20 protein-coding genes are annotated in these 23,432 nt (G+C 34.2%); 10 read left to right on the top strand and 10 right to left on the bottom strand.

The window, feature by feature from the left end; translation table 11 throughout:
• Positions 1 to 365: 365 nt before the first annotated feature.
• From N2Z72_04445 to N2Z72_04400, 10 genes are all read right to left on the bottom strand, one after another.
• Positions 366 to 725 carry a hypothetical protein gene (locus N2Z72_04445; protein ID MCX7696928.1) on the bottom strand — a complete coding sequence of 120 codons (360 nt, stop codon included), beginning with the start codon at positions 723 to 725 and terminating at the stop codon, positions 366 to 368.
• 221 nt (positions 726 to 946) lie between these two features.
• Positions 947 to 1,114: a hypothetical protein gene (locus N2Z72_04440; GenBank protein ID MCX7696927.1), complete on the bottom strand. Its 168-nt coding sequence runs from the start codon at positions 1,112 to 1,114 to the stop codon at positions 947 to 949.
• 1,197 nt (positions 1,115 to 2,311) lie between these two features.
• Positions 2,312 to 2,491: a T9SS type A sorting domain-containing protein gene (locus tag N2Z72_04435; GenBank protein MCX7696926.1), complete on the bottom strand. Its 180-nt coding sequence runs from the start codon at positions 2,489 to 2,491 to the stop codon at positions 2,312 to 2,314.
• A 16-nt stretch (positions 2,492 to 2,507) separates the two neighbouring features.
• The gene (locus tag N2Z72_04430; GenBank protein MCX7696925.1) at positions 2,508 to 3,644 is read right to left on the bottom strand and encodes a hypothetical protein; all 1,137 of its coding nucleotides are present in this window, start codon (positions 3,642 to 3,644) and stop codon (positions 2,508 to 2,510) included.
• 676 nt (positions 3,645 to 4,320) lie between these two features.
• Positions 4,321 to 4,974, bottom strand: coding sequence for a peroxiredoxin (locus N2Z72_04425; protein MCX7696924.1), 654 nt, complete (start codon positions 4,972 to 4,974; stop codon positions 4,321 to 4,323).
• Positions 4,975 to 4,993: 19 nt separating this feature from the next.
• A complete protein-coding gene (locus tag N2Z72_04420; GenBank protein ID MCX7696923.1) occupies positions 4,994 to 5,473 on the bottom strand; it encodes a DNA starvation/stationary phase protection protein in 480 nt (159 codons plus the stop codon).
• Positions 5,470 to 5,892 carry a transcriptional repressor gene (locus N2Z72_04415; protein MCX7696922.1) on the bottom strand — a complete coding sequence of 141 codons (423 nt, stop codon included), beginning with the start codon at positions 5,890 to 5,892 and terminating at the stop codon, positions 5,470 to 5,472. Before N2Z72_04415 ends, N2Z72_04420 begins: the two co-directional genes overlap by 4 nt.
• A gap of 811 nt (positions 5,893 to 6,703) precedes the next feature.
• Positions 6,704 to 7,024: a hypothetical protein gene (locus N2Z72_04410; GenBank protein MCX7696921.1), complete on the bottom strand. Its 321-nt coding sequence runs from the start codon at positions 7,022 to 7,024 to the stop codon at positions 6,704 to 6,706.
• A gap of 34 nt (positions 7,025 to 7,058) precedes the next feature.
• Positions 7,059 to 8,240, bottom strand: a complete 1,182-nt coding sequence (locus tag N2Z72_04405) for a class I SAM-dependent rRNA methyltransferase (GenBank protein ID MCX7696920.1) — start codon at positions 8,238 to 8,240, stop codon at positions 7,059 to 7,061.
• Positions 8,237 to 8,953 carry a pyridoxine 5'-phosphate synthase gene (locus N2Z72_04400; GenBank protein ID MCX7696919.1) on the bottom strand — a complete coding sequence of 239 codons (717 nt, stop codon included), beginning with the start codon at positions 8,951 to 8,953 and terminating at the stop codon, positions 8,237 to 8,239. Before N2Z72_04400 ends, N2Z72_04405 begins: the two co-directional genes overlap by 4 nt.
• 56 nt (positions 8,954 to 9,009) lie before the next feature.
• Between N2Z72_04400 and N2Z72_04395 the strand changes: the two genes are divergently transcribed.
• The 10 genes from N2Z72_04395 to N2Z72_04350 all read left to right on the top strand — a co-directional run bounded on the left by N2Z72_04395 (position 9,010) and on the right by N2Z72_04350 (position 23,382).
• Positions 9,010 to 9,681, top strand: a complete 672-nt coding sequence (locus N2Z72_04395) for a CBS domain-containing protein (GenBank protein ID MCX7696918.1) — start codon at positions 9,010 to 9,012, stop codon at positions 9,679 to 9,681.
• Positions 9,682 to 9,683: 2 nt separating this feature from the next.
• Positions 9,684 to 10,598, top strand: a complete 915-nt coding sequence (locus tag N2Z72_04390; protein ID MCX7696917.1) for an NAD kinase — start codon at positions 9,684 to 9,686, stop codon at positions 10,596 to 10,598.
• A 31-nt stretch (positions 10,599 to 10,629) separates the two neighbouring features.
• Positions 10,630 to 11,556: a DUF6089 family protein gene (locus tag N2Z72_04385; GenBank protein MCX7696916.1), complete on the top strand. Its 927-nt coding sequence runs from the start codon at positions 10,630 to 10,632 to the stop codon at positions 11,554 to 11,556.
• A 97-nt stretch (positions 11,557 to 11,653) separates the two neighbouring features.
• Complete coding sequence (locus tag N2Z72_04380) at positions 11,654 to 12,526, top strand: DUF6089 family protein (GenBank protein MCX7696915.1); 873 nt, start codon at positions 11,654 to 11,656, stop codon at positions 12,524 to 12,526.
• A gap of 3 nt (positions 12,527 to 12,529) precedes the next feature.
• A complete protein-coding gene (locus N2Z72_04375; GenBank protein MCX7696914.1) occupies positions 12,530 to 13,261 on the top strand; it encodes an isoprenyl transferase in 732 nt (243 codons plus the stop codon).
• Positions 13,251 to 15,773, top strand: coding sequence for an outer membrane protein assembly factor BamA (gene bamA / locus N2Z72_04370; protein ID MCX7696913.1), 2,523 nt, complete (start codon positions 13,251 to 13,253; stop codon positions 15,771 to 15,773). The genes N2Z72_04375 and bamA overlap by 11 nt, the downstream gene beginning before the upstream one ends.
• 11 nt (positions 15,774 to 15,784) lie before the next feature.
• Positions 15,785 to 16,300: an OmpH family outer membrane protein gene (locus N2Z72_04365; protein ID MCX7696912.1), complete on the top strand. Its 516-nt coding sequence runs from the start codon at positions 15,785 to 15,787 to the stop codon at positions 16,298 to 16,300.
• 27 nt (positions 16,301 to 16,327) lie between these two features.
• Positions 16,328 to 16,831: an OmpH family outer membrane protein gene (locus N2Z72_04360; GenBank protein MCX7696911.1), complete on the top strand. Its 504-nt coding sequence runs from the start codon at positions 16,328 to 16,330 to the stop codon at positions 16,829 to 16,831.
• Between the two features lie 85 nt (positions 16,832 to 16,916).
• Entirely contained in the window at positions 16,917 to 20,369 is a 3,453-nt protein-coding gene (locus N2Z72_04355; GenBank protein MCX7696910.1) for a pyruvate, phosphate dikinase, read from the top strand.
• Positions 20,370 to 20,382: 13 nt separating this feature from the next.
• Complete coding sequence (locus N2Z72_04350) at positions 20,383 to 23,382, top strand: phosphoenolpyruvate synthase (protein MCX7696909.1); 3,000 nt, start codon at positions 20,383 to 20,385, stop codon at positions 23,380 to 23,382.
• The last annotated feature ends 50 nt before the right edge of the window (positions 23,383 to 23,432 follow it).

The following is a 23,432-nucleotide window of genomic DNA, read 5'->3' as shown; positions in this document are numbered from 1 at the left end:
ATATACCTGCTTTCCTCGCTAAATTTTACTACGGCTAAATCTTACCAGCACACGAGAATATCTTACGCCGAATTCGGTAAATAGCTTCATCCCTACTTTTCACTATATCCATTACCACTGAGTTTAACAATTGCTGAATTTCAAAAATAATTTTTTCTTGTTATATTTTACTAATGCTTTAAATACAGAAACAAAAGCTTCAGCGTAGAAGATTTTTACGAATGCAAGTATATTTTTAACATATAGCAAAGTATGCAACAAATACTCTTACGCGTTATTTAACGCTTTCTTACAAGAAAAAAATTATTACTCACAGCTCGAATTAAGGAAAAACTTTTAATGTAACAAACGGGCAAGTATAATTTTTAGTCATCATCATCATCATAGTCATCATCATCGTCATAGTCGTCATCATCGTCATAGTCGTCATCATCGTCATAGTCGTCATCATCGTCATAGTCGTCATCGTATATGTCGAAAGTTTCGTTTAAAGAGTTAGAGATATCTATGATAGCATTAGGAGATAAACCAAGTTTATGAAGCCTTTCAATGCCGTTAATCCATTCAGAGAGTTTACCAGTTATTTCTTCACCATCTTCTATTTCTTGTTTTAAGCCGAATAAAAAATCACTTAGACTAGCAATAGATTCTTTGAAGTCTTTATTTTTTTTAAAGACTTTGCTTAATTTTTCTACTGTTTCAAAATAACTTGTAATATAACTCATAGTGTTAAAATTTATCATTGGCAAAAATATAAAATTTTATTTTATCACATTTTATTTTTTTTTTTTGAAATTTGAAATAGGCTTTTTGAAAGGTTTTATTTTTTTCTATGAAATTGTGTTTGTTTTTTGTCTGTTTACACACTTAAGAAGTTCTGCGGCTTCTGTTGCTCCTGAAATTATTTTTTCTATAACAAGCATACTATTTCTTTGATATATTGTTTTCAAAACTGGGTATCACTTGCCCCCATCTCTAAGTTCCGTTCTGTTTTCCTATGATATTGAGGTATGTCATTGCTGAAGTATTGTTTAAATATACAACTTCCGTATGCTCTCATCAGGAACAAGACTACTGCAAATAATCCTTTTAAAGCAATGTCTCTATTGGACATCTTTTTTACATCGTACTTCCTGCCAAACATTTACTTTATAAATAATGGATTCAGTAAAATGAACTTAAAATCTAACTTCTCTAAATGTTCTATACATATATCCTAGTCTTCCTTTTCTTTCTATCGCTAGTTCTTCTGCTCCTTGTGATTGTGAATATACCCACATCAGCTTTATGGATGGAGTTAAGAAAGAATATTCCTTTACTTCACTATGTGTTTACCCATTGTAAAAAGCACAATACACTGTAAATTCGTACACGTCTAGCAGCAATTTTTTTAGAATTAAATTACGAATACACGTTTATGTCTGGGGCATAGTTAGTGCTCATGGTAATCTTGGACTATATTTTATTCGTTTGTAAGTAAATTGAAATTTTTATATAAATTTATAATCAATAAATCTTGCCAAAATTTGTTTTAATCCATTAAACATCATCTGTGTTAGATTACTTTTCGTACGTATATAAACAAGTTATGTGCTATTTTACAAATGACATTATAACAAGAAAGTAGAAGCAATGAAGAGGATTTACTTGTACTTGATAGCAGCTTTGCTTTTACAAGCTGTGAACAAGTAGATAACATTAGCGTATTGGTTTCGCCAACCGTAGATCGATATCCCATTTTACCAAGCGTTTTCATGAACGTAGCCGACAGAGAACGCCTCATTCACGTACACACCGAGCCCCCACTAAGCTTACACTTTTTATTCTGCATGGAAGCTACAACGATTCTAGATCTTACAGAAATATCTTTGAAAGCTTTTCAAACAAATATCGTGTGGTGACTTGGATCCAAAGGGGTTGCGGATGTTCAGAACGTATTACCGACGATGAATTTATGCTATAAATAGCTGAAGATTAAATCAACGGCATGAAACATCTATTATCCAAATCGTAAAATTGCTATCATAGGACAATCGTGGATTTTCAAAAAACTTCATGTTCGAGATTACATAATAGATTCTGTGTAGAAAGGGGTTGACATGATAAAGCTTTCATGAAAATTGTCATTATTGTTGCAAATTTCTTGTAAGCACTTTCAGATTTATCAGAAGTTTATGCTATCTTTTTAATTGTTCATTATAAACTTAATTACTAACCTCTTCATAACTCAAAAAAGGATAAAATATGATAATCACTTCCATTTAAATTGTGGTAAGACAGTTGCCAAAGTTAACTTTTATATAGAGGACCCTTACTGTAAAATTATTTTCTTTACTTCAATTGTATTGCTAAGATTATCGATGATATGTACAAAATACATCCCTAGACCAGTCCAAGTAGAGAGATCTACGTAAAATAATGGTTGGTTAATCGGCTGAGAAAATACAACGACTCCCATGCTATTACTAATTCTTATTGTATAGCCTGACATAGTAAGATAATTTCCATTATCTATATAATGGGTTGAAGCGGATTTGGATAAATACGAATTGTGTTAATATTATTTGGGGGAGCAATCCTGTAAGAACTACATCAACTATCAATGTATCTGTAACTGATATGAGTATGGTGTCATAACTCGTGCATACAACACCTAATGTATCATAAACTATAGTTGTAACATTGGCTGAATTACTACAACCATAATTGTTTGTATAATTATAAAAAATGGTGTGCTTTCCTAATCCGGCTGCACTAGGATTGAAAATATTTCCTGTAATTCCACTACCTGAAAATGTTCCACCATTAGGGTTCCCTGTTAAAGTTAAGGGGGATGCAAAGTAATTGATGTATGAAGGAATTGGATTGATTGATACCGATGGTAATGGATATACTGTTATAGAAATAATATTAGAAGTATCCTTACAACCAAGAGAGTCTAATATCAAGGAATAATTACCAGTTTGAGTTGCAGTATATGTTGAATTGGTTGCACCATTGATGGGATTATTATTTAATAACCATTGATATGTAAAGGGACTTCCTTGTTGAGAGGAATAAAGAATAGCACTTCCTCCCTGACAAAAGGATGTTGGGGAATTAGTGTAAATATTTGCATTTAATGAACAGCTTTGAACATGAACTTTAAATGCTAAATCACCGGTTGGATTATTAAGATCAACTCCCCCTGGATGTACGTTTGTTAGACTTACGCGTACTCCATAAGGGTCGGGCAGTCCTCCTCCTTGAGTTGGAATAAATTGAAATGTATAAATGGAACCAGCAACAACAGTAGGAGGGGAAGAAATGGTCCATGATTGCCATACATCACCTGAAGGAACATAAACATAAACGGTCTGCGAAGCAAGCAATGGGCCAGATACTCCATTTCCTGAGTATATTTTTAAAGTTCCAGAACCAGACATAGGACCAGGCACAGTGCTAAACATCAGCATTTCAATTTTGCAAAGCTTACCCGAAATTCCTACTGTGAAAGATTGACCTTCATAAGCCCCAGGAATGTTGCGGGCACTTCTACCGCCATTAGAGTATGTTTGGCTTTGATCTAGCTGGCATTGTGCGCTAACAAAATTATGGATTCCAATTATGGTAATAAATAAATAAATTAACTTTATTGTTTTCATTTTTTTACTTTTTTTAATGATGAATTAATTTGGTAATAAAGCCCTGTTTTTTAATGTGGTTTTCAGCCTCCACCTTTTGTTAATTTATCATTTTTTTTATTTGGCAAATTGATTGATGGTGGTTCTCTGGATTGTGGGATAAGATGGGTTTTTACGCTAGTTTGTATTATAATTACTCAAAAATTAATTGAGATTAATTGAAATTGCTAAAGTTTATTATAGAATTGTAAAAAAATTCAAACGTGATATAAAAAAATTTAGCTTAAATCAAAAAATCGTTTATCTAAATTATCTAATAAAAGAAAAGGTTTTATGAAACTTTCTAATGTACCTATTCTGAGTTGATAAAATAGTAGGGGGATCTTCATTTGAGGAAAACAACTAACAAACCTGGAGGGACAAGTCTTCTTTTCTTAAAAACATAAAAGATGATTTACAAGATGATTTACTGGATGTGTTATTATAGTTTGTGGTTTAACGTTACAAATATGAATATATGAATAATTTTAAGTTACGAGTTTCGAAATTGATTCTTAATTAGAATTAGGTGAACTTAAAAGTAAAACCACGAAATTTTTTTTAGTTGATGAGTAGACTTGCTACATAGATACGAGGAAATACTGATTAAAAAAAAGCTGCCCAATGGGCAGCTCAAACGGGGTAAAGGGAGGTAGGTCTACTCCTTAACTTCTTTATAGACAAACCACCAATCGTAGCCTTGGTATTCTTTAAGGCGTGTAGCAGCTTCTTCAATACTTTTGGCTGGGGGTACGATCACTTTGTTACCGATAAGTTCATTATTAGGCCAATTAGCTGGAATAGCCACTTTTTCTTTTTCATGCATTTGAAGAGCACGTATGGAGCGGATAATTTCATCGATGTTACGCCCTATTTCTTGGGGATAGAAGAAAATGATGCGTATGATACCATTGGGATCGAGGATAAAGACAGCGCGAGTTGTTTCACTGCCTTTCTTCGGGTGAATCATACCCAGTTTATTGGCCATAATTCCCAACGAATCAGCAATGATAGGAAAGGGAATTTCTACACCTACTTTTTCTTTGATCCATTCCACCCATTTTATATGACTAAACACCTGATCGATACTAAGTCCAAGCAATTCGGTGTTGAGTTTTTTAAAATCTTCGTAGCGTTTAGCAAAGGCTACGAACTCAGTGGTACAAACTGGGGTAAAATCAGCAGGGTGACTGAAAATAACAACCCATTTTCCCTTGTAATCGGCGGGAATGTTTTTAACTCCGTGAGTGGTTTGCACGGTCATCTCTGGCATTGGCTCGCCAATGAGAGGAAATCTTCCTGTGTTTTCCATAATTATAATGTTTTAAAGGTTAAACTTTTTGAATGTAGGCACTGTACATCCAAACGAGTTTTTCTTGTTCGCGGATGTAGTCACTCATAAGAGCATTGGTTCCTTCATCGATAGCTTCTGCCGTAAGCTGAAGCAATTCTCTTTGTAATGGTAGGATGATGGAAAAAGCATCCAAAATACTTTGGACTGCAGGTGTAGGCTCGGAAACATCTTTTACTTCTTTAACCTGACTCTTGGCTACGTAGTCAGAATATGTATGATCGGGAGTATAGCCAAGGGTAAGAATACGTTCGGCGATTTCGTCAATTTTAGTCGCTAGAGAAGTATAGAGTTCTTCAAATTTTAAATGTAATTCAAAAAATTTATCTCCTTTGATGTTCCAATGAAAGCCTCTAACATTCTGGTAAAAAACTTGATAATTTGCCAACAGATGATTAAGCTTCGAAGCTATTTCTGAGGCTTTCATGATATCAATGCCTATGGAATTGTTTGTTTTCATATGTCGTGTTTTTTAGGATTTACTTCTATTTCGACGTGTATGTTTACCACCTCGTACTTTTCATCAAGTTTTTGAGCAATATGATGTTGGATCACATCAAAAAGTTCTTCGTCTTTAAAATCAATGATGGTATGATTCGATATGTCTATCAAGTGATGATGTGGCTCAATTTGTATGTCGTATCGGATGATTCCATCAAGTGTGGGTATTTTTTCAAGAATTTTAGCACGGGATAAATCTTCCAATACGTTGTACACAGTAGTTTTAGAAATGTTAGGAATGAAAGTTTGTAGATATTGACGAAGTTCATCTACGGTTGGATGATTTTTTTCTTTTAAAAAATAAACAAGTGTATAAAGTCGTTGTGGTGTCACTTTCATGTGTTGTTGCTGCAGTATGTGTTTTGCGTATTCGATCATTAAATTTAAATTTTTACAAAATTGTAATTTTTTTTAGCAAGTAAAAATTAAAATGATATAAATCATATCAAAACTAAGAGCTTGTGATATAATGAACAGTTGATTTAAATTGAGATTTAAATTTGAAGTGAAGCTCGTAATTTTATACCAATTTATTAATTGGCACTAATAATTTAAGAACTTAGGCTTAAAAAACACTTGAGTCATCATACCATTGAAAAAAGTATGAAAGCAGTATTGTTATTTTTTCTTAATTTCTATTTCTTCTCAAGATCACAGCTAGCAATATTCAAGTGAGTAACGTAAGGTTAACGGGGCGAGATATGGTGTCAAATACAGTTTGTGTCCCATTGATTTACAATGGGATAATTCTTGGTAAAAAACTGTAATGCTGTATGGGGCTTACTAAAGTATGAGCAAATATTGGTCTAATAATCGACAGGATCATATCGTTTTCAATTACGTTAAGGGACAGAATGACAGAGATGATCAGCTGTTTCCATTCTCTGTGTCGTTGCACCTAGTAATGATTTTTGTTTTTTTTCCCTTAAAAAATATAAATTTCAAATTCTCACGTACAAGCTTATTTGTTTTTTGGGAGTAATTCACCAAGGTTTTCGGGGTTAGAATGACTTTAGGAATTTAAGTTTTTACTTTTGGAGAATAGCTATTGTGCTTATAAGAAATTTTACGTTGAAAATTTTTGAACAAGATGATAATTTTTTTAGATAACACCAACATCCATTTTGTTATAGCTTTTGGCAATTTAGAAGTCACTCTAAGATTGCATTGTAAATGATAATTTGAAAAGTTATTCTAGTGGGACCAACTCAAAATGGCGGAATTGGGTAATATGATTGTAATCAAATTTAAAATGGTATATACCTGGTTTCCACTGAGAGATATCAAAAACGATGGGATTATCACGTAAGTTATTTTGGTACAGAATGACGTCTTCATAAGTTCTGTACACCACAAGATCGTAGCTTTTAACTTTTTCATCCTTGATGGTAATCATAAGCTTTTTTTCCTTGAGGTCAACTTTGATATCTATATCATCGATTATTTGTTCTTGTGCTTGCAAAAAAACAAAAATAAAGCTAAAGACGAAAAACAAAACTACTTTTTTCATTTTTTAGATTTTTATTGTACAAAAATAAAAAAAATTATTCTACATAAAGCCATAAACCTTTAAGATAGGAGCCTTCTGGATGAAAAACAGAATATGCATGACAATGAGATTGATTAAGATAAGAAACAACCCTTATATGTCTTCCCTCATGGATGGCTGCGGAAGTAATAGCTCCTATAAATTGAGTCATAGATACAGCCTGAGAACAACTGAAAGTAAAAATATGTCCACCTTTTTTAATTTTCCTAATAGCTAGTTCATTGATTCTTCTATAGCCAAGTAAAGCATGATGTCGATGTTGTATGTGTTTAGCAAAAGCTGGTGGATCAAGAACAATAATATCAAACATGTTAGGTTCTAGACTTTCTAAAAAGTCAAAAGCATCCTCAACAAATGCTGGTTGTTGCGAAAACCCGTTTACCTTTAATGTTTCTTGGTATACTTCTATTGCTTTCTGTGAACTATCTACGGACGTAACAGAAAGAGCATTGCCTTTTAAAGCATATATTGAAAAGCTTCCTGTGTAAGAAAACATATTCAGTACGTTTTTGTTTTGAGATATTTGTTTTAGTAAACTTCTGTTTTCTCGTTGATCGAGAAAAAAACCTGTCTTTTGACCTTCTTTCCATGGCAAGAGAAAGGTAAGACCGTTTTCTAGAAAAAAGTATAATTCCTCGAAAGGTTCTTTGCCCCATATGCATTTTTTAGAACTAGGTTGTGTATTTTTTTCATAAGCCAACACTGTATAAATGGGTAAGTCATGGCGCAAGCTAAGCAAAGCTTGTAAAATTTCATTTTCGTGATTTACCATGCCGCGGCTGTGGTACTCGATCATAACAAGCCCATTGTAGTAATCTATAATTAATCCAGGAAGTAGATCGGCTTCAGCAAAAATGAGACGAAATGCATTAGTTTGATGAGATGGGAATCCCAATCGGCAGCGAAAATCATATGCTGATTTTATACGGTTTTGAAATAGATCTCCTAAATCTTTGATGGGTGAGAAAGATAATATTCGAACCGCAATGGATTGATTACCGTAATGACCAATGGCAAGAAATCGATCATGATGATCATAAACCTCTACTAGATCTCCTTCGGCAGGATTACCTTCAACAGTCTTTATTGCACCTGAAAAAATCCATGGATGAAAACGATCGATTGATTCTATTTTACTTTTTTTAACAATGATTCGTCCTTTTATGTTGTAGGTCATACCATGAGTTGCCTTTTATACATTTGAATGGTATTTTCCAAACCAAAATATAGTGCATCGGAGATAAGAGCATGACCAATAGAGACTTCAGCTATCCATGGAATATTTTGAATGAAAAAATGTAAATTTTGCAAATTAAGGTCATGACCTGCATTGATTACTAGTCCCAGGTTTTGTGCGAAGGTAGCTGCTTTTATGTAGGGCATAATCGCTTCTCGAGGAGATTGGGGAAAAAGTTTGGCGTAGGGTTCTGTATATAATTCAACTCGATCAGTTCCTGTTTCCGGAGCATATTTGAGATTTTCTAAATCAGTCTCGACAAAAATAGAAACTCTCATACCTTTCTTCTTGATGGCTTCTATGACTTCTCTGAGAAAAGAAAGATTTTCTTTGATTTTCCATCCAGCATTGCTGGTCAATGCATCGGGTGGATCGGGGACCAAAGTAACTTGAGTTGGTTGTATGTCAAGAACGAGCTGCATGAATTTGTCTGAAGGGAAGCCTTCGATGTTGAACTCGGTTGAAATAAGAGGCTTGAGATCGTAGACATCCTTATATCTGATGTGTCGTTCATCAGGACGGGGATGAACTGTGATTCCGTCTGCACCAAAACGCTGAGCATCAACAGCCACTTGCTGAACATTAGGTACATTGCCTCCTCTTGCATTTCTTAGTGTTGCAACTTTATTGATGTTTACACTGAGTCGTGTCATTTTTTTGCAAAAAAAACAAAAAATCATCAATTATGTAAAAATCATATTTTTGTAATATGAGTGGTTTTTTTGCAAAAGACTTAAAGCCAGAGGCCATACCTACGGTGAAAACAAGTTCCACCGTTTCAGAGGTACTTCAAATATTCAGAGATTATAAAATTAATCATTTGGCTATTGTTAATAATGAGGAGTATCTTGGTCTCATAGATGAAAACGAAATACTCGGTTTCAAAAAAAGTAAACAAGCTATTGGAGCCCTACCTTTAAAAATTATCTCTGTTTTCGGAAAAATTTCCGACAACGTGTTGGATTTGCTTTATTTATTTATTACCCATAAATTATCTGTTTTACCTATCGTGGATCGAAAAAATCGTTTTGTTAAATATTGTTCACCCCTATCATTACTTGAGTCGATTTCGGAACTTCTATCTGCACATTATCCGGGAGCTGTTATCATGTTGGAGTTACCAGTTAGAGATTACTCCCTGACTCATATCTCATCAATAATTGAAGAAAACAATGCTCACGTGCTTGCTACTTTCGTTCATACATGTCCTGATAGTATGCTGATGCAAGTTTTTTTAAAATTGGATACACAAGATGTGAGTTATATTCTACCACATTTTGAACGATTCAATTATCATGTATTAGCTCTTTCCGGTGAAAATTTTTCTCAGGATATTTTCGAGGAACGATTACAATTATTGTTTAAATATTTAAATATGTAACCATGAATGTTTTTGTATATTCAAGGTCATACCAATCCATATATTATCAAGAAATCCAGTACATCATTGGAAAAGTTTTGGAAACCGGAGGAAGAATTTTTTTCCCAAAAAATCTTGAAAAAGATTTAATTTCAGCTTTTCAGTTGCCAAAGAATACGGTTTTTTTAGATGATCACGACTTGCTGGATGAAGAAACTGATTTGGTAATCAGCTTGGGAGGAGATGGGACCTTACTTGCTACGGTTAATATTGTAAAAAATAGGAATATTCCAATTTTAGGAATAAATTTTGGACGAATGGGTTTTTTATCTTACACACCTCGTGAAGATTTACCGTTGGTTCTGGAGAATTTCATAGAGGGTAATTATAGGTTATCTAATAGAACAGTTCTTGAAATAGCCAATGCACGAGAATTGACAGGAAAAGAATACTATGCTCTCAATGATGTGTGTATTCACAAAACCGATACTGGGAGTATGATTTTGGTTAAAACGTACATCAATGGTACATACCTCAATGCGTATTGGAGTGACGGAATAATTGTGTCAACACCGACGGGTTCAACAGCATATAACTTAAGTTGTGGGGGAGCTATTCTTTCTCCTGATGTTCATGATTTTATCATTACTCCAATCTCTCCGCATAATCTTTCTGTCAGACCTATTGTAATTCCTGATAATTATGTGATATCATTTATTCCAGAAGGGAGGACAAAGCGATTTGTTGTTTCAGCTGATTCCATGCAGTTTTTTGTGGAAAATGATGTGGAAATAATTGTTAAAAAGGCACCTTTTACTATTCCTTTTCTGGAAATGCCAGGTGATAATTTTTTTAACATTTTAAGGGAAAAGATGAAATGGGGTGAAGATATACGCAATGATGAAAAATCTACTGAAAAAAATTTTTCTTTTATATAAAAGTTATTAATTTTGTAAAAAAATACATATGATGAAAAAATACATGCTATTGTTGATAATGTTGTTAGTGCTCATGCCTTTATTTTTGGATGCACAGTTTTATGAAATGTGGAGAAGGGATAGGCGCTTTTTGGTTGTGGGTATTGGTGCTGCAAACTTTCTTGGAGACCTTGGTGGTGCCAACCAAATAGGAACTCATACTCTTCGAGATCTTGATTGGAAATCAACACGACCGCTTGTAAGTATGGGTTATAGATATAGAGGAGGGAAATATTTTTTTTTAAGGGGAAATTTTCATTTTGGTTATTTATACGGCGATGATAAATTTACTAAAGAACCAATTCGGAATAATCGTAATCTCAATTTTAGAAGTCCTATCATTGAAACTGCAGGGCAGTTTGAAGTACTTCTTACTCAGATCCAGCGAGAGGGGCATCGCTATAAATTAAAAGCAACACGTTTTAGAAGAGTTCGTGGTTGGAGAGAGTTGAATTTTGAAACATATCTTTTTAGTGGTATAGCTTTCTTCTGGTTTAACCCCCAAGGCCGATACATTGACGGATCCTGGCATAACCTGAAGCCATTACATACAGAAGGACAGGGCCTAGTCGAAACTCGAAAACCTTATCATCGTTTTCAAATAGGTATTCCTGCTGGCATTGGTTTCCGCTATTCTTTGACGAGTGATTTTTCTATTGGTCTTGAATATGGTATGAGAAAAACTTTTACTGATTATATTGATGATGTAAGTACCACGTATTATGATAATGATGAAATACGAGCTCATTTTGGTGATATCGCTGCTTATCTTGCTGATCCTTCGCTTGGTCTCATTGAGGCTCAAACTTTACCTGGTGAACAGCGCGGTGATCCTAAATACAAAGATGCCTATTTGTTTGCTGAGATTACTATTTACTATAAACTTAGAAAAGGAGGTTTTTCGGTTCCAAAATTTTAGCCTTTTATCCATCATAAAATTGCATAATTTTGTCACCCATTCATTTGAATGGGTTTAATTTTAAAATAAAGAAAGCTAATTACCGTTAATAAATCTAATGAAAAAGCTGACAGTTATATTATATACTTTATTTGCAGGTTTGTTTGCACAGCAACACGAAATTGGTATTTTAGCAGGTGGAATGTATTACATGGGTGATTTAAACCCTTTATATCCATTTCTTCAGACACAACCTTCTGCTGGTGGGATGTATAGATATAATTTTAATTCACGAATGAGCCTGCGACTGCAAGTATTATATGGTTCCATTCGTGGGGATGATAAAGTTTCTTCTTATTATCCTGAAAGGAAACTTTCTTTTCAGTCGTCATTGCTTGAATTAGCTGGCATCTATGAGTTGACATACAAGAAATTCATAATAGGTTCTGAAAAATACTCATTTACACCTTATCTTTTTACAGGAATTACTTTTACTCGATTTAATCCAGTTGCAATAATTAATGATGAAACGTATTATTTACATCAGTTCGGCACCGAAGGACAAGGAACAACGGCATATCCTGATAGAAAGAATTATTCCTTGGTAACAGTGAGTCTTCCTTTTGGGATGGGTATAAAGTGGAATGTAACTGGTTCTTTTGTCTTCGGAGTCGAATGGGGCATGCGAATGACGTTTACCGACTACTTGGATGATTGTAGTAAGACCTATCCTGATCCTCAGGTGATTTTATCTCAAAATGGTGCTCATGCACTTTTGTTGTCAGATCCTTCATACTATGAGACAGGTGGCAAGAAAGATTTTGATCGGGGCAATCATCAAACCAAGGACTGGTATGGGTGGGCTGGATTAGTTTGTTCTTTCAAAATTAAGGATAAATCTGAATCGTGTTATTCAGGAAGACGCAATAAGGATAGAAAAAGCCTTTTTCAAAAATTGAAAAAACAAAATCAATCTATATTTAATCGATAAATCATGGGAACTAAGAAGATTCTGCAGCATGTAGCTATCATCATGGATGGAAACGGAAGATGGGCAAAGAAACAAGGTTTATCACGAATTGCAGGTCATACCAAAGGGGCTGAAACAGTCAAGACCATTGTTAAAACTGCTATCAAAAACAAAATACAATATTTGACCCTTTTTGCCTTTTCTACTGAGAATTGGAACAGGCCCGAAAACGAAATAAAAGGGTTGATGAATTTACTTGTCGAAAGAATGCATTCAGAACGGGAGGAGTTTACTAGTCGTGGAATTAAACTTCGCATACTTGGGGATTTGAGTAAATTTCCGAAGCATATTCAAGAAATGATCAATAAATTACAGGAAGAAACAGCCCAGAATTCTACCCTTGTGCTCAACATAGCTTTAAATTATGGAGGAAGGTGTGAGATTGTTCGAGCAGCCAGAGAGATTAGTCGTCAGGTATTGGATGGAAAAATAACTTTAGACCATATTGACGAAAAATTATTTTCTCGTTTTCTTTATACGAATGATATACCTGATCCCGATTTGCTAATTCGTACTTCAGGTGAATTAAGGATTTCTAATTTTTTACTTTGGCAATTAGCTTATACTGAACTTTATTTTACACCAGTTCTATGGCCCGATTTTGATGAAACTGAATTTGAAAAAGCACTGGCAGATTATTATTCTCGTGAACGGCGTTTTGGAAAAATTTCAGAGCAAATTCAACATGATGAATAAATTTTCTTTTTTTCTTGGATTTATCTTCCAAACATCTTTTTTTATTTTTTCGCAGCAAGATACAGTTTTACTAAATCTGGATTACAGAATTCCAAAAGAGTATGAAATTGCTGGCATTACTGTCTCGGGCGAAAATGTATCCAACCCGGATCTCATCATTACCTTGTCCGGATTAAGTATTGGGCAAAAGGTTAAGTTACCAAGCGATATTTTTTCAGACGCTATTCGGCGAATATATAAGAATGGTTCTTTTGAAAATGTAACAATTTCACTTACTCGTGTTGAAGGGAATTTTATCTATATCAATATTGACATTAAAGACAGGCCGCGTCTTTTGGCTGTTGGTATCAGAGGACTTCGGAAAAGTGAAGCAAAAAACATCAAAGAAAAAATAAATCTAAAAAAAGGTGACATCCTTACGACATATGCTATTCTCAATGCTCAACGAATCATCGAAAACTATTTTGTAAAAAAAGGTTTTTATGAGGCAGATGTCAGATATTATTTGAGTTCAGATTCTGTCGGTGGTGCTTACAAAACATTAACTTTCGAAATAAATAAAGGAAAACGGGTTAAAATTGAAAAAATACATTTTATAGGAGCATCTGCTATACCGGAGAGTAAGCTCAAGAGGACGATGAAAGATACCAAAGAAAAAAGAATTTATGGAATTTTCAAAACTTCAAAGCTTATTAGATCGGATTTTGAAAAAGACAAATATCTTGTTTTGCAGAAATATCGAGAACAAGGATATAGAGATGCTAGTATTATTAAAGATTCTCTCGTTCGTGGGGAAAAGGGTTTGATTGTATACGTATTTGTCGATGAAGGTAATAGATATTATTTTGGTGATATCACCTTTAGTGGTAATGTAAAATATTCTGACGAACAACTTAAAAATATTCTTGAGATAAAAAAGGGTGATCCTTATAATCAAAAATGGCTCGAAACTCGTCTTTACATGAATCCAAATGGAAAAGATATATCGTCTTTATACATGGACGATGGATACTTGTTTTTTTCTGTTAGTCCCATAGAAAAGAAAATATACAATGATACGATCGATATTGAATTGCAAATTTATGAGGGAAAACAAGCTATCATTAATGATGTAACTATAGTTGGCAATACAAAGACAAATGATCATGTTATACTTAGGGAGTTAAAAACAAAACCCGGCGACCTTTTTAGTAGGGCTGATATCATACGTTCGCAGCGTGAATTGATGCAACTTAGGTATTTTAATAATGAAAAAATAGGTGTCAATCCCAAACCTGATCCAGTTAATGGCACAGTCGATTTGGAATACACTGTTGAAGAGACTTCGAACGATCAGTTGGAATTATCAGGTGGGTGGGGCATGGGACGAATAGTTGGGACGTTCGGACTTTCTTTCAATAATTTTTCAGCTAGGAAACTTCTTGATTTTAAAAGTTACAGGCCACTACCTTCTGGAGATGGTCAGAAAGTTTCCGTCAGAGCACAATCGAATGGCTTGTACTATCAAAGCTATAATTTTAATTTTATTGATCCATGGTTAGGTGGGCGAAAACCCAATATGTTCTCTTTTACTGTTTATCATTCCATACAAACCAATGGTATTTCGAAAAAGAAAGATGGAACTTTAAGTGAAACGGGCGACACATTAAAAAGGCAAGTAATTAAAATCACGGGTATTAGTTTGGGACTAGGAAAACGCCTTAAATGGCCAGATGATTATTTTAACATTTTCTACACGTTGGGTTATCAACATTATTATTTAGATGATTTTTTCGAAGCTTATACTTTTACCAAGGGACGTTCTAACAACATAAATTTAAACATCACTCTTTCAAGAAATTCGACTTTCGATCCCATTTTTCCCAAAAGCGGTTCAGATATCTCGATTTCTGCGGCATTTACTCCCCCTTATTCGCTAATGAATAAAAGAGATTATTCTCAAATGTCTGATGAAGAGAAATTCAAGTGGCTTGAATATCATAAATGGAAACTATCCATGACTTTTTACTCCAGGCTAATTCAGAACTTAGTCCTCATGTTCAGGGTAAAATATGGTTTTCTTGGAATGTACAATGCTAATGTTGGCTTGTCGCCTTTCGAAAGATTTTATTTGGGTGGAGATGGATTATCAGGTTTTGCTTTAGACGGACGTGAAATCATCGGTATGCGAGGATATGGAAATCAGGTACTTACCCCGCGTGATTCTAAAGGGAGACAAGTGGGAGCTACAATTTTCAGCAAGTATACGTTGGAATTTCGTTATCCATTATCGACCAACCCTATGGCAACTATTTTTGTTCTGGCTTTTATGGAAGGTGGAGATACTTGGTTACGATTTAAAGACTTTACACCTTTTCAGGTTAAACGCTCTGCTGGCCTTGGGGTAAGAGTCTACCTTCCTATGTTTGGTTTGTTGGGTTTAGATTATGGCATAGGTTTTGATAAAATCCCTGGCATACAAGACCCATTTAAGGGACAGTTTCATTTCTCAATTAATTCGTCAATTGATTAAAAAAGAATCATATGAAAAAAGTTTTAGTTTTTATGAGCATTTTTTTCTTGAGTTCTGGTTTTTTGCTTTCTCAAAAATTTGCTTTTGTAGATACGAAATACATACTTGAACACATTCCTGAATATCAGCAAGCTTTAAATACGTTGGACGAATTAAGTTTGCAATGGCAAAAAGAACTTGAACAAAAATATGCTGAGATTGATAAGATGTATAAAGCGTATCAGAACGAAGCTTTTTTGCTTAGTGAAGAGATGAAAAAGAAAAGGCAAGAAGAGATAATCAACAAAGAAAAGGAAGTCAAAGAATTGCAAAAAAAATATTTTGGAACAGAAGGCGAACTTTTCAAAAAACGACAGGAACTGATTCGTCCTATACAGGAAAAGGTGTATAATGCTATCGAACAAATTGCTACGGAAGGAAACTATGCAATTATTTTTGATAGAGCTGGTTCAACGACCGTCATCTATGCGAATGATAAATATGATAAAAGTGACGAAGTTCTTCAAAAATTAGGTTACAAAAAATAAATTCTTATTTTTGCAAAAATTGATTGTATGAAAAAATATGCGTTTGTGGTTTTCATTATGTGTGGAATGATGATTTTCGGTCAGCAAAAAATTAAAATAGGTCATATTAATTCTAATGATTTAATGGAAGTAATGCCTGGCCGTGATTCTGCAGAAAAAGTTTTGAATGATTATGCAAAAAATTTGCAGGACCAGTTGAACATGATGCTCAATGAATTTCAGACCAAATATCAGGATTATCTTGAAAATTCTGAAAAATATCTAGAACCTGTCAAAAAGTCTAAAGAAAAAGAACTGGTAGACTTACAAACTAGGATTGAAGAATTCAGAAACCAGTCGCAAGAACTTTTGTCTAAAAAAGAACAAGAATTATTGCAGCCATTAATCAACAAAGCTAAAAAAGCCATCGAAGCAGTTGCAAAGGAAAAAGGTTATACCTATATTTTTGATACTGGAGTTGGTGTTCTCTTGTATTATCAAGATTCTGATGATATTATGCCCTTTGTTAAAGAAAAATTAGGCATAAAATAATAATCTATAGGATCTGATAGTAGCAAAGCTGCCTTTGGGCAGCTTTTTTTCTATTAAGGATTTCATATTTTTACAAAAAAGTTTCATGATGACTTATTTCAATGAACAAGATATTGAAAGATTAAAGTATGAACAACGTGAACGTTTGAAAGAATTGAATGCTATCAATAAGGCATCTCGAGTTGTTCGTGAAAATAAAACCTTAGAAGAAACCTTGCAGGATATTTGCTATTTGTTACCCCCTGCTATGCAATTTCCAGAGTATGCAGAAGCTTCGATTGAATATGGGGGGTTGCAATTTACTACTAATCGGTTTGCAAAGGAAGGTGAGTTTTTCATTGAGGCATCTTTTCAGTCTTTTGATGGAACTAAAGGTAAAGTGATTGTTCAGTATAGATCTGAAATAGTTAAGGAAATTAATTTAGAAAATCTATTTCTAAAAGAAGAACAAGATCTTATTGAGAATATAGCTGTAATCATCTCCGGCTACATCAATAGTCATCGAGCTTTGCAGGCCATGACGTGGCTTTCGGAATCCTCTTCAACAGAAACACTTCCATCACAAGGTAAACATAATTTTAAATTGTTTCAGACTTTTTTGCAAAAAAGAAATGATGCAAGAAATACATACAGGGATCTGATGAAATTCTCTGTCAAAGAAATTTTGCTTATTTCTACTCTATATGATGCATTTCACATTGTGAACAACGGAGAATTTCTCGATGTTTTTTTCCACAATTTTTTCATTAGAGAAGGAATGTATTTCCCTAGAATAACAGGTGCAAGTAGTGAAGAGGAAATTTATGATAAATTGATGAACAGGCATTTCGATCTGATTATTTTCATGATAACTGCTGATCTCTCGACTCCCCTAAAAGTTATTGCAAAAATTAAAACCGAATATCCATATATCCCTATTTACGTATTAGTTAACTCAAGGCAAAGTCAGGAAGAATTATTTGCCAAAACTTCTACCCTTAAGTTGATTGACAAGGCATTTATTTGGAATGGTGAGACGAGTCTTGTCTTTACTATGGTGAAATTATTAGAGGATGCTAGAAATCTCAGAGAAGATATACAAAGAGCTTTCGTAAGATTCATCTTATTTATTGAAGACGATTTGGTTCATGCAAGTAGGATTTTGCCTCAATTGTACTCCATTTTATTCGAACAGATTAGTAAGGTTGTTGATGAGACAGTAAAGGATCCTATTTTGCGTATTTTGAAATTTAAAACAAGACCAAAAATCATACATGTTCAGAGTTATGAAAAAGCTATTGAATACATTGATCAGTTTGGAGATTATTTACTGACTGTTTTTTCAGATGTTAAATTTTATAAAGGGGGTAAATTGGAGGAACGTGCTGGTTTAGAACTTATTGAATACTTGCGAAATAAGTATCCTGAGTTACCTGTTGTATTACATTCTACCGAATTGGAAAATATACATCTTGCACACCGGCTCAAATGTGTGTTTATTCATAAAGAAAGTGAGTTTTTGTATGATGAATTAAAAAGTTTTATTACCTATACACTAAATTTTGGTTCGCTAACATTCAGAACAGCGCAAGGGCATTTCATAGCAGAAGCTAAGGATGTACGTGATTTTGAAAAAATATTGAGAAACATTCCTGACGATTCAATCGAGTATCATCTAAGAAAAAATCACTTTATTCATTGGCTTTTAGCTCGAGGTGAAATTGAACTTGTAAGAAGAATAAAAGATGCTGGTATACTCTCGTTAAGTTCAATGAGTGAAATTCGTCATGGTTTGCTTAAAATTCTCAAGAGTTATCGGGAGGAACAAAATAAAGGCAGGTTAGTTCCTTTCGATGAAGTTGAAATTCTCGATGATAATAACATTGTTCTTTTGGGGTCGGGCAGCATTGGGGGAAAAGGTAGAGGCCTAGCTTTCTTGCAAGCTGCTCTCAGTATAAGTAATCTGTTTTCCTCAATGGGGAATGTGCAATTCAAAGTGGCAAGAACTGCTATCATTGGAACAGATGAATTTGAATACTTTATGCGAGAAAATGATTTACTAAAAATTGCTCTCAATGAAGACTACGATGAAGTCAAAAAAAATTTTGCTAAGGCAAAATTGTCGCCAAAATTAGAAAAGCAATTGAGGAAACTATTAAAAATTCTTAATAAACCTCTGGCAATACGATCTTCTAGTTTATTTGAGGATTCTATGAGACAACCTTTTGCTGGCATCTTTGAAACTTATTTTTTACCCAATCAACATGAGGATTTTGAGGAACGATTTAGACAACTTGTTTTGGCTATCAAGCTCGTTTATGCTTCAGTTTTTTCACCCGTCTCAAAATCCTATTTTAAGTCGGTAGGTTTTAAGATTGAAGATGAAAAAATGGCTGTAATTATTCAAGATGTTGTTGGGAATGCTTATGAACAGGCTTACTGGTATCCTCATATTGCGGGAACTGCTCAATCTTACAATTATTATCCTCTAGAGAAAATGGAGCCAGAAGATGGTGTTGCTGTCATGGCAATTGGTTTAGGAAAGTATGTAGTAGAAGGTGAAAAATCGTACCGTTTTTGTCCAAAATATCCGACAGTCAGTGTTCAAACCATTAAGGAAGAAATTAAGAACAGCCAGACTGAGTTTTGGGCCATAGACCTCAGAAAAAAATTTGTTGATATATTGCAAGGTGAGGAGTCATCTTTAGCAAGATTAAGCATTTATGATGCAGAAAGACATGGCACTTTAAAACACCTTGCTAGCACGTACGATCCAAACAATGAAACTTTGATTCCTGGACTTCATATAGAGGGACCTCGTGTGATTAATTTCGCCAACATCCTTAAGCATGGAGTTGTGAATTTATCGGAGTCCATATCTTTCTTACTTGACGTATTCAAAGAAGCTATAGGTGGTCCTGTTGAAATTGAATATGCTATACAACTTAAATCTAATCCTGAACCCCTGGCTGAAATGTACATCCTACAAATAAAGCCTTTACTTGGGCATACAGCTGAGGTAAAGCTTGATTTTACTGGCGTGCCTAATGAAAAATGTATCATAAAAGCTGAGAAAAGCATGGGTCATGGAAAATATAGTGACATTTCATATCTATTGTATGTGAAGCCTGAACAATTCGATAAAACAAGAACGGAACTTATAGCTACTGAGATTCAAAAGATAAATGAAAAAATGCTTACTGAAAAGAAACATTACGTTTTAATAGGGCCTGGACGTTGGGGTACAAGAGATAAGTTTATTGGTATACCTGTGCAGTGGAACCAAATTTCACAGGCAAAGGTAATTGTAGAGCTTGGGTTGGAAGATTTTCCTTTAGACGCTAGCATGGGAAGCCATTTTTTTCATAACCTGACGTCATTAAATATTGGCTATGTATCGATTGATCCGGTTCATAACAAGGGTTTTATCAACTGGGATTTGATAGTTAATCAAAAGACAGTGGAAGAATTGGATTATGTACGTTTAGTACAATTTAACTCTAAATTTCAGATCCTTCTTGATGGCAAGCAAAGAAAAGCCATGATTCATCTTGTTTGAAAAAATTTTTTCTATGGGATACAGAGAAAAATTTGATCTGGAGCATTATTTTTTTCAAGATACGTCTTTTGACCATCTCATGAAAAGACGTATTCAGCATGTTTTGCTAATTTGCAGTTATTATGACGCATTTATACTTGAAGAGGATGGAAGAATCAATGAAAGCATTTTTCAAGAATATGTTTCTCTAAATCTTCGTTATCCTCCAGCTTTTATTCAGGTACATTCAGGTAAACATGCTTTGGAAATGCTAGAACAGGAACGCATAGATCTTGTCATCAACATGTTAAGTATTAACGACATAGATCCTTTTCTTCTTAATCATCTCATTCGTCAAAAATATCCCCAAGTACCTATTGTAATTTTAACTCCTTTTTCGAAAGAAATTTCACAAAGGCTCATGACCCAAGAATTAAGTTCAGTAGATCAAATTTTTTGCTGGTTGGGGAACCCTAATATTCTACTGGCTATCATCAAACTTATTGAAGATAAAATGAATGCTCATCATGATATTCGTCAGATTGGCGTGCAGGCAATTATTCTTATTGAAGACTCAGTACGATATTATTCTAGTTACCTTCCAACCATGTACAGAATTCTTTTCGAACAAAGCCAACTTTTTATGACTGAAGGTCTCAACGAGCACCAAAGAATGTTGCGAATGCGAGGTAGACCTAAAATATTGCTTGCTACGAGCTTTGAACAGGCAATCAGTTATTATGAGATATACAAGTCAAACATTCTTGGTATTATTTCGGATGTAAGTTTTAAAAGTGGTGGGACAAAAGACCCCATGGCTGGTGTAAAATTTTGCCAAATTGTTCGATCGCAGGATCCTCAACTTCCTATTCTTCTTCAATCTTCTGATTTATCTAATAAAAGATACGCGGATCAATTAGGTGTTCAGTTTCTCTATAAATATTCAAAGACTCTTCACCAGGAGCTGATTCAATTTTTTAGGCAATATTTGTCGTTTGGAGATTTCATTGTAATTGATCCTGTTACCGGTGAAGAGATCATGAGAGCTAGTGATCTAGCATCTTTGCAGGAGATTATTTATAAGATACCTCACAATTCATTGAAATATAGCATTGAACGAAATCACTTTTCTAGATGGCTCAGAGCAAGAGCATTGTTTTCACTGGCAGATCTTTTTAGAAGAGCGAAAACTCAGGATTTTAAAAATCTCGATGAAGTGAGGGAGTTTTTATATGATTCTATTGCTAGATATCGTGCACAGCGAAGTAGAGGCATCATTGCCACGTTTGACAGGGAAACTTATAATCCTTATTTGATTGTTAGTCGATTAGGCAAGGGTAATCTTGGAGGTAAAGGTCGTGGCATTGCTTTCTTGGATCATATCATAAAAAAATACAATTTAACAAATTCTTACCCTGGCTTAGAAGTTTCTATACCAAGAACGGTGGTTTTGACAACCGATTATTTCGTTCGATTTATGGAGGAAAATGAACTTTTTCAGTGGTCTGCTCAAGAAAAAAATGATGAAGTAATATTTCAAAAATTTCTTTCTTGTCCTTTGCCTGTCGAATTGAAAGATGACTTTTTAAAAATTTTAGATGTATTTCAAAAACCTCTTGCCATTCGATCGAGTAGCTTACTCGAAGATTCTTATTATCAACCTTTTGCTGGCATTTATAGTACTTATCTTATTCCTAATACTGGTACGTTTGAACAAAGGCTTTATAATTTGGAACAGGCAATTAAAGCAGTATATGCTTCAGTATATTATCAAGGAAGTAAATCTTATATTAGAGCGACATCGAACGTGATTGATGAGGAAAAGATGGCCATTGTTATTCAGGAGGTTAGTGGCTCACAATGGAAACAGTACTTTTTTCCGTATCTCAGTGGGGTGGCAAGATCCCTTAATTTTTATCCTTTAGAAGGTGAACGCTCTGATGATGGAATTCTCAATGTTGCACTAGGTCTTGGAAAATACATAGTGGATGGTGGTTTAAGTCTTCGAATTTCTCCGGTGCATCCCGAAAAAGCCATACAGCTTTCTACCAAAGAGTTAATGCTACGAGAAACACAAAAAGAATTTTTGGTGATAGATTTGTCGAATTATTATGTGAATTTTTCTGTTGATGATAGCGCTCAACTTACCAGATTGAAAGTGAGGGATATGTTAGATTCGCCAATGGTTCGAAAAGCAGTGACTACTTATTCAGTGCAAGACGATATGTTTTCAGAAATGCCTATATCTTCTGGCATAGGGATACCTGTGGTTTCATTTAATTATATTTTCAAATATCACAAAATCCCACTTTCAGGTGCTATATATGATATTTTAAAAAAATGTGAATTCGAAATGGGTAAACCAGTAGAAATTGAGTTTTCATTACAATTTGATGGAACTCACCATGATAGTATTATATTACATTTGCTTCAAATAAGACCTATTGTTGATAATAAAGAACTTGTTCAAATCGAGATCAATGAAATTACTCCTACATGTTGTATGATATTCAGTCCTTCTGCTTTGGGAAATGGAGTTTATGAAAATATTAGGGATCTTATATATATAAAGCCAAACTCATTTGATCCCTCTAAGACTCAGGAAATGGTTGCTTCTATCGATAAGATGAATCAGATTTTTGTCCAAAGAAAGCGAAATTATATACTGATTGGTCCTGGTCGGTGGGGTACGAGCGATCCATGGCTAGGAATACCAGTTAAATGGCCACATGTAAGTGCTGCTAAAGTTATCGTAGAAACTAGTCTTGAAAAGTATCAAATTGATCCAAGCCAGGGAACGCATTTTTTTCAAAACTTAACTTCGTTTCGAGTGGGGTACTTGACCATAAATCCTTATCAAAAAAAGGGATGGATTGATTATGATTTTTTAGATCGATGTGAGGCACGGTATGAAAATGAGTTCATTCGACACGTTCAATTTAATGAGCCTGTCGAGGTTGTTATTGATGCTAGGCAATCAACAGGCGTGGTAACAAAACCCGGATTAAAGATTTTGTATAGATCTGGTATATAAATATGCTTTTGTTAAAAGAGTGCTATTTGTTATTTATTATTCCTGTATTT

This window comes from Bacteroidales bacterium, assembly GCA_026418905.1.
GTDB lineage: Bacteria > Bacteroidota > Bacteroidia > Bacteroidales > DTU049 > JAOAAK01.
Note: the sequence above shows the minus strand (reverse complement) of the source record. Positions and strands in the feature narration are given on the sequence as shown.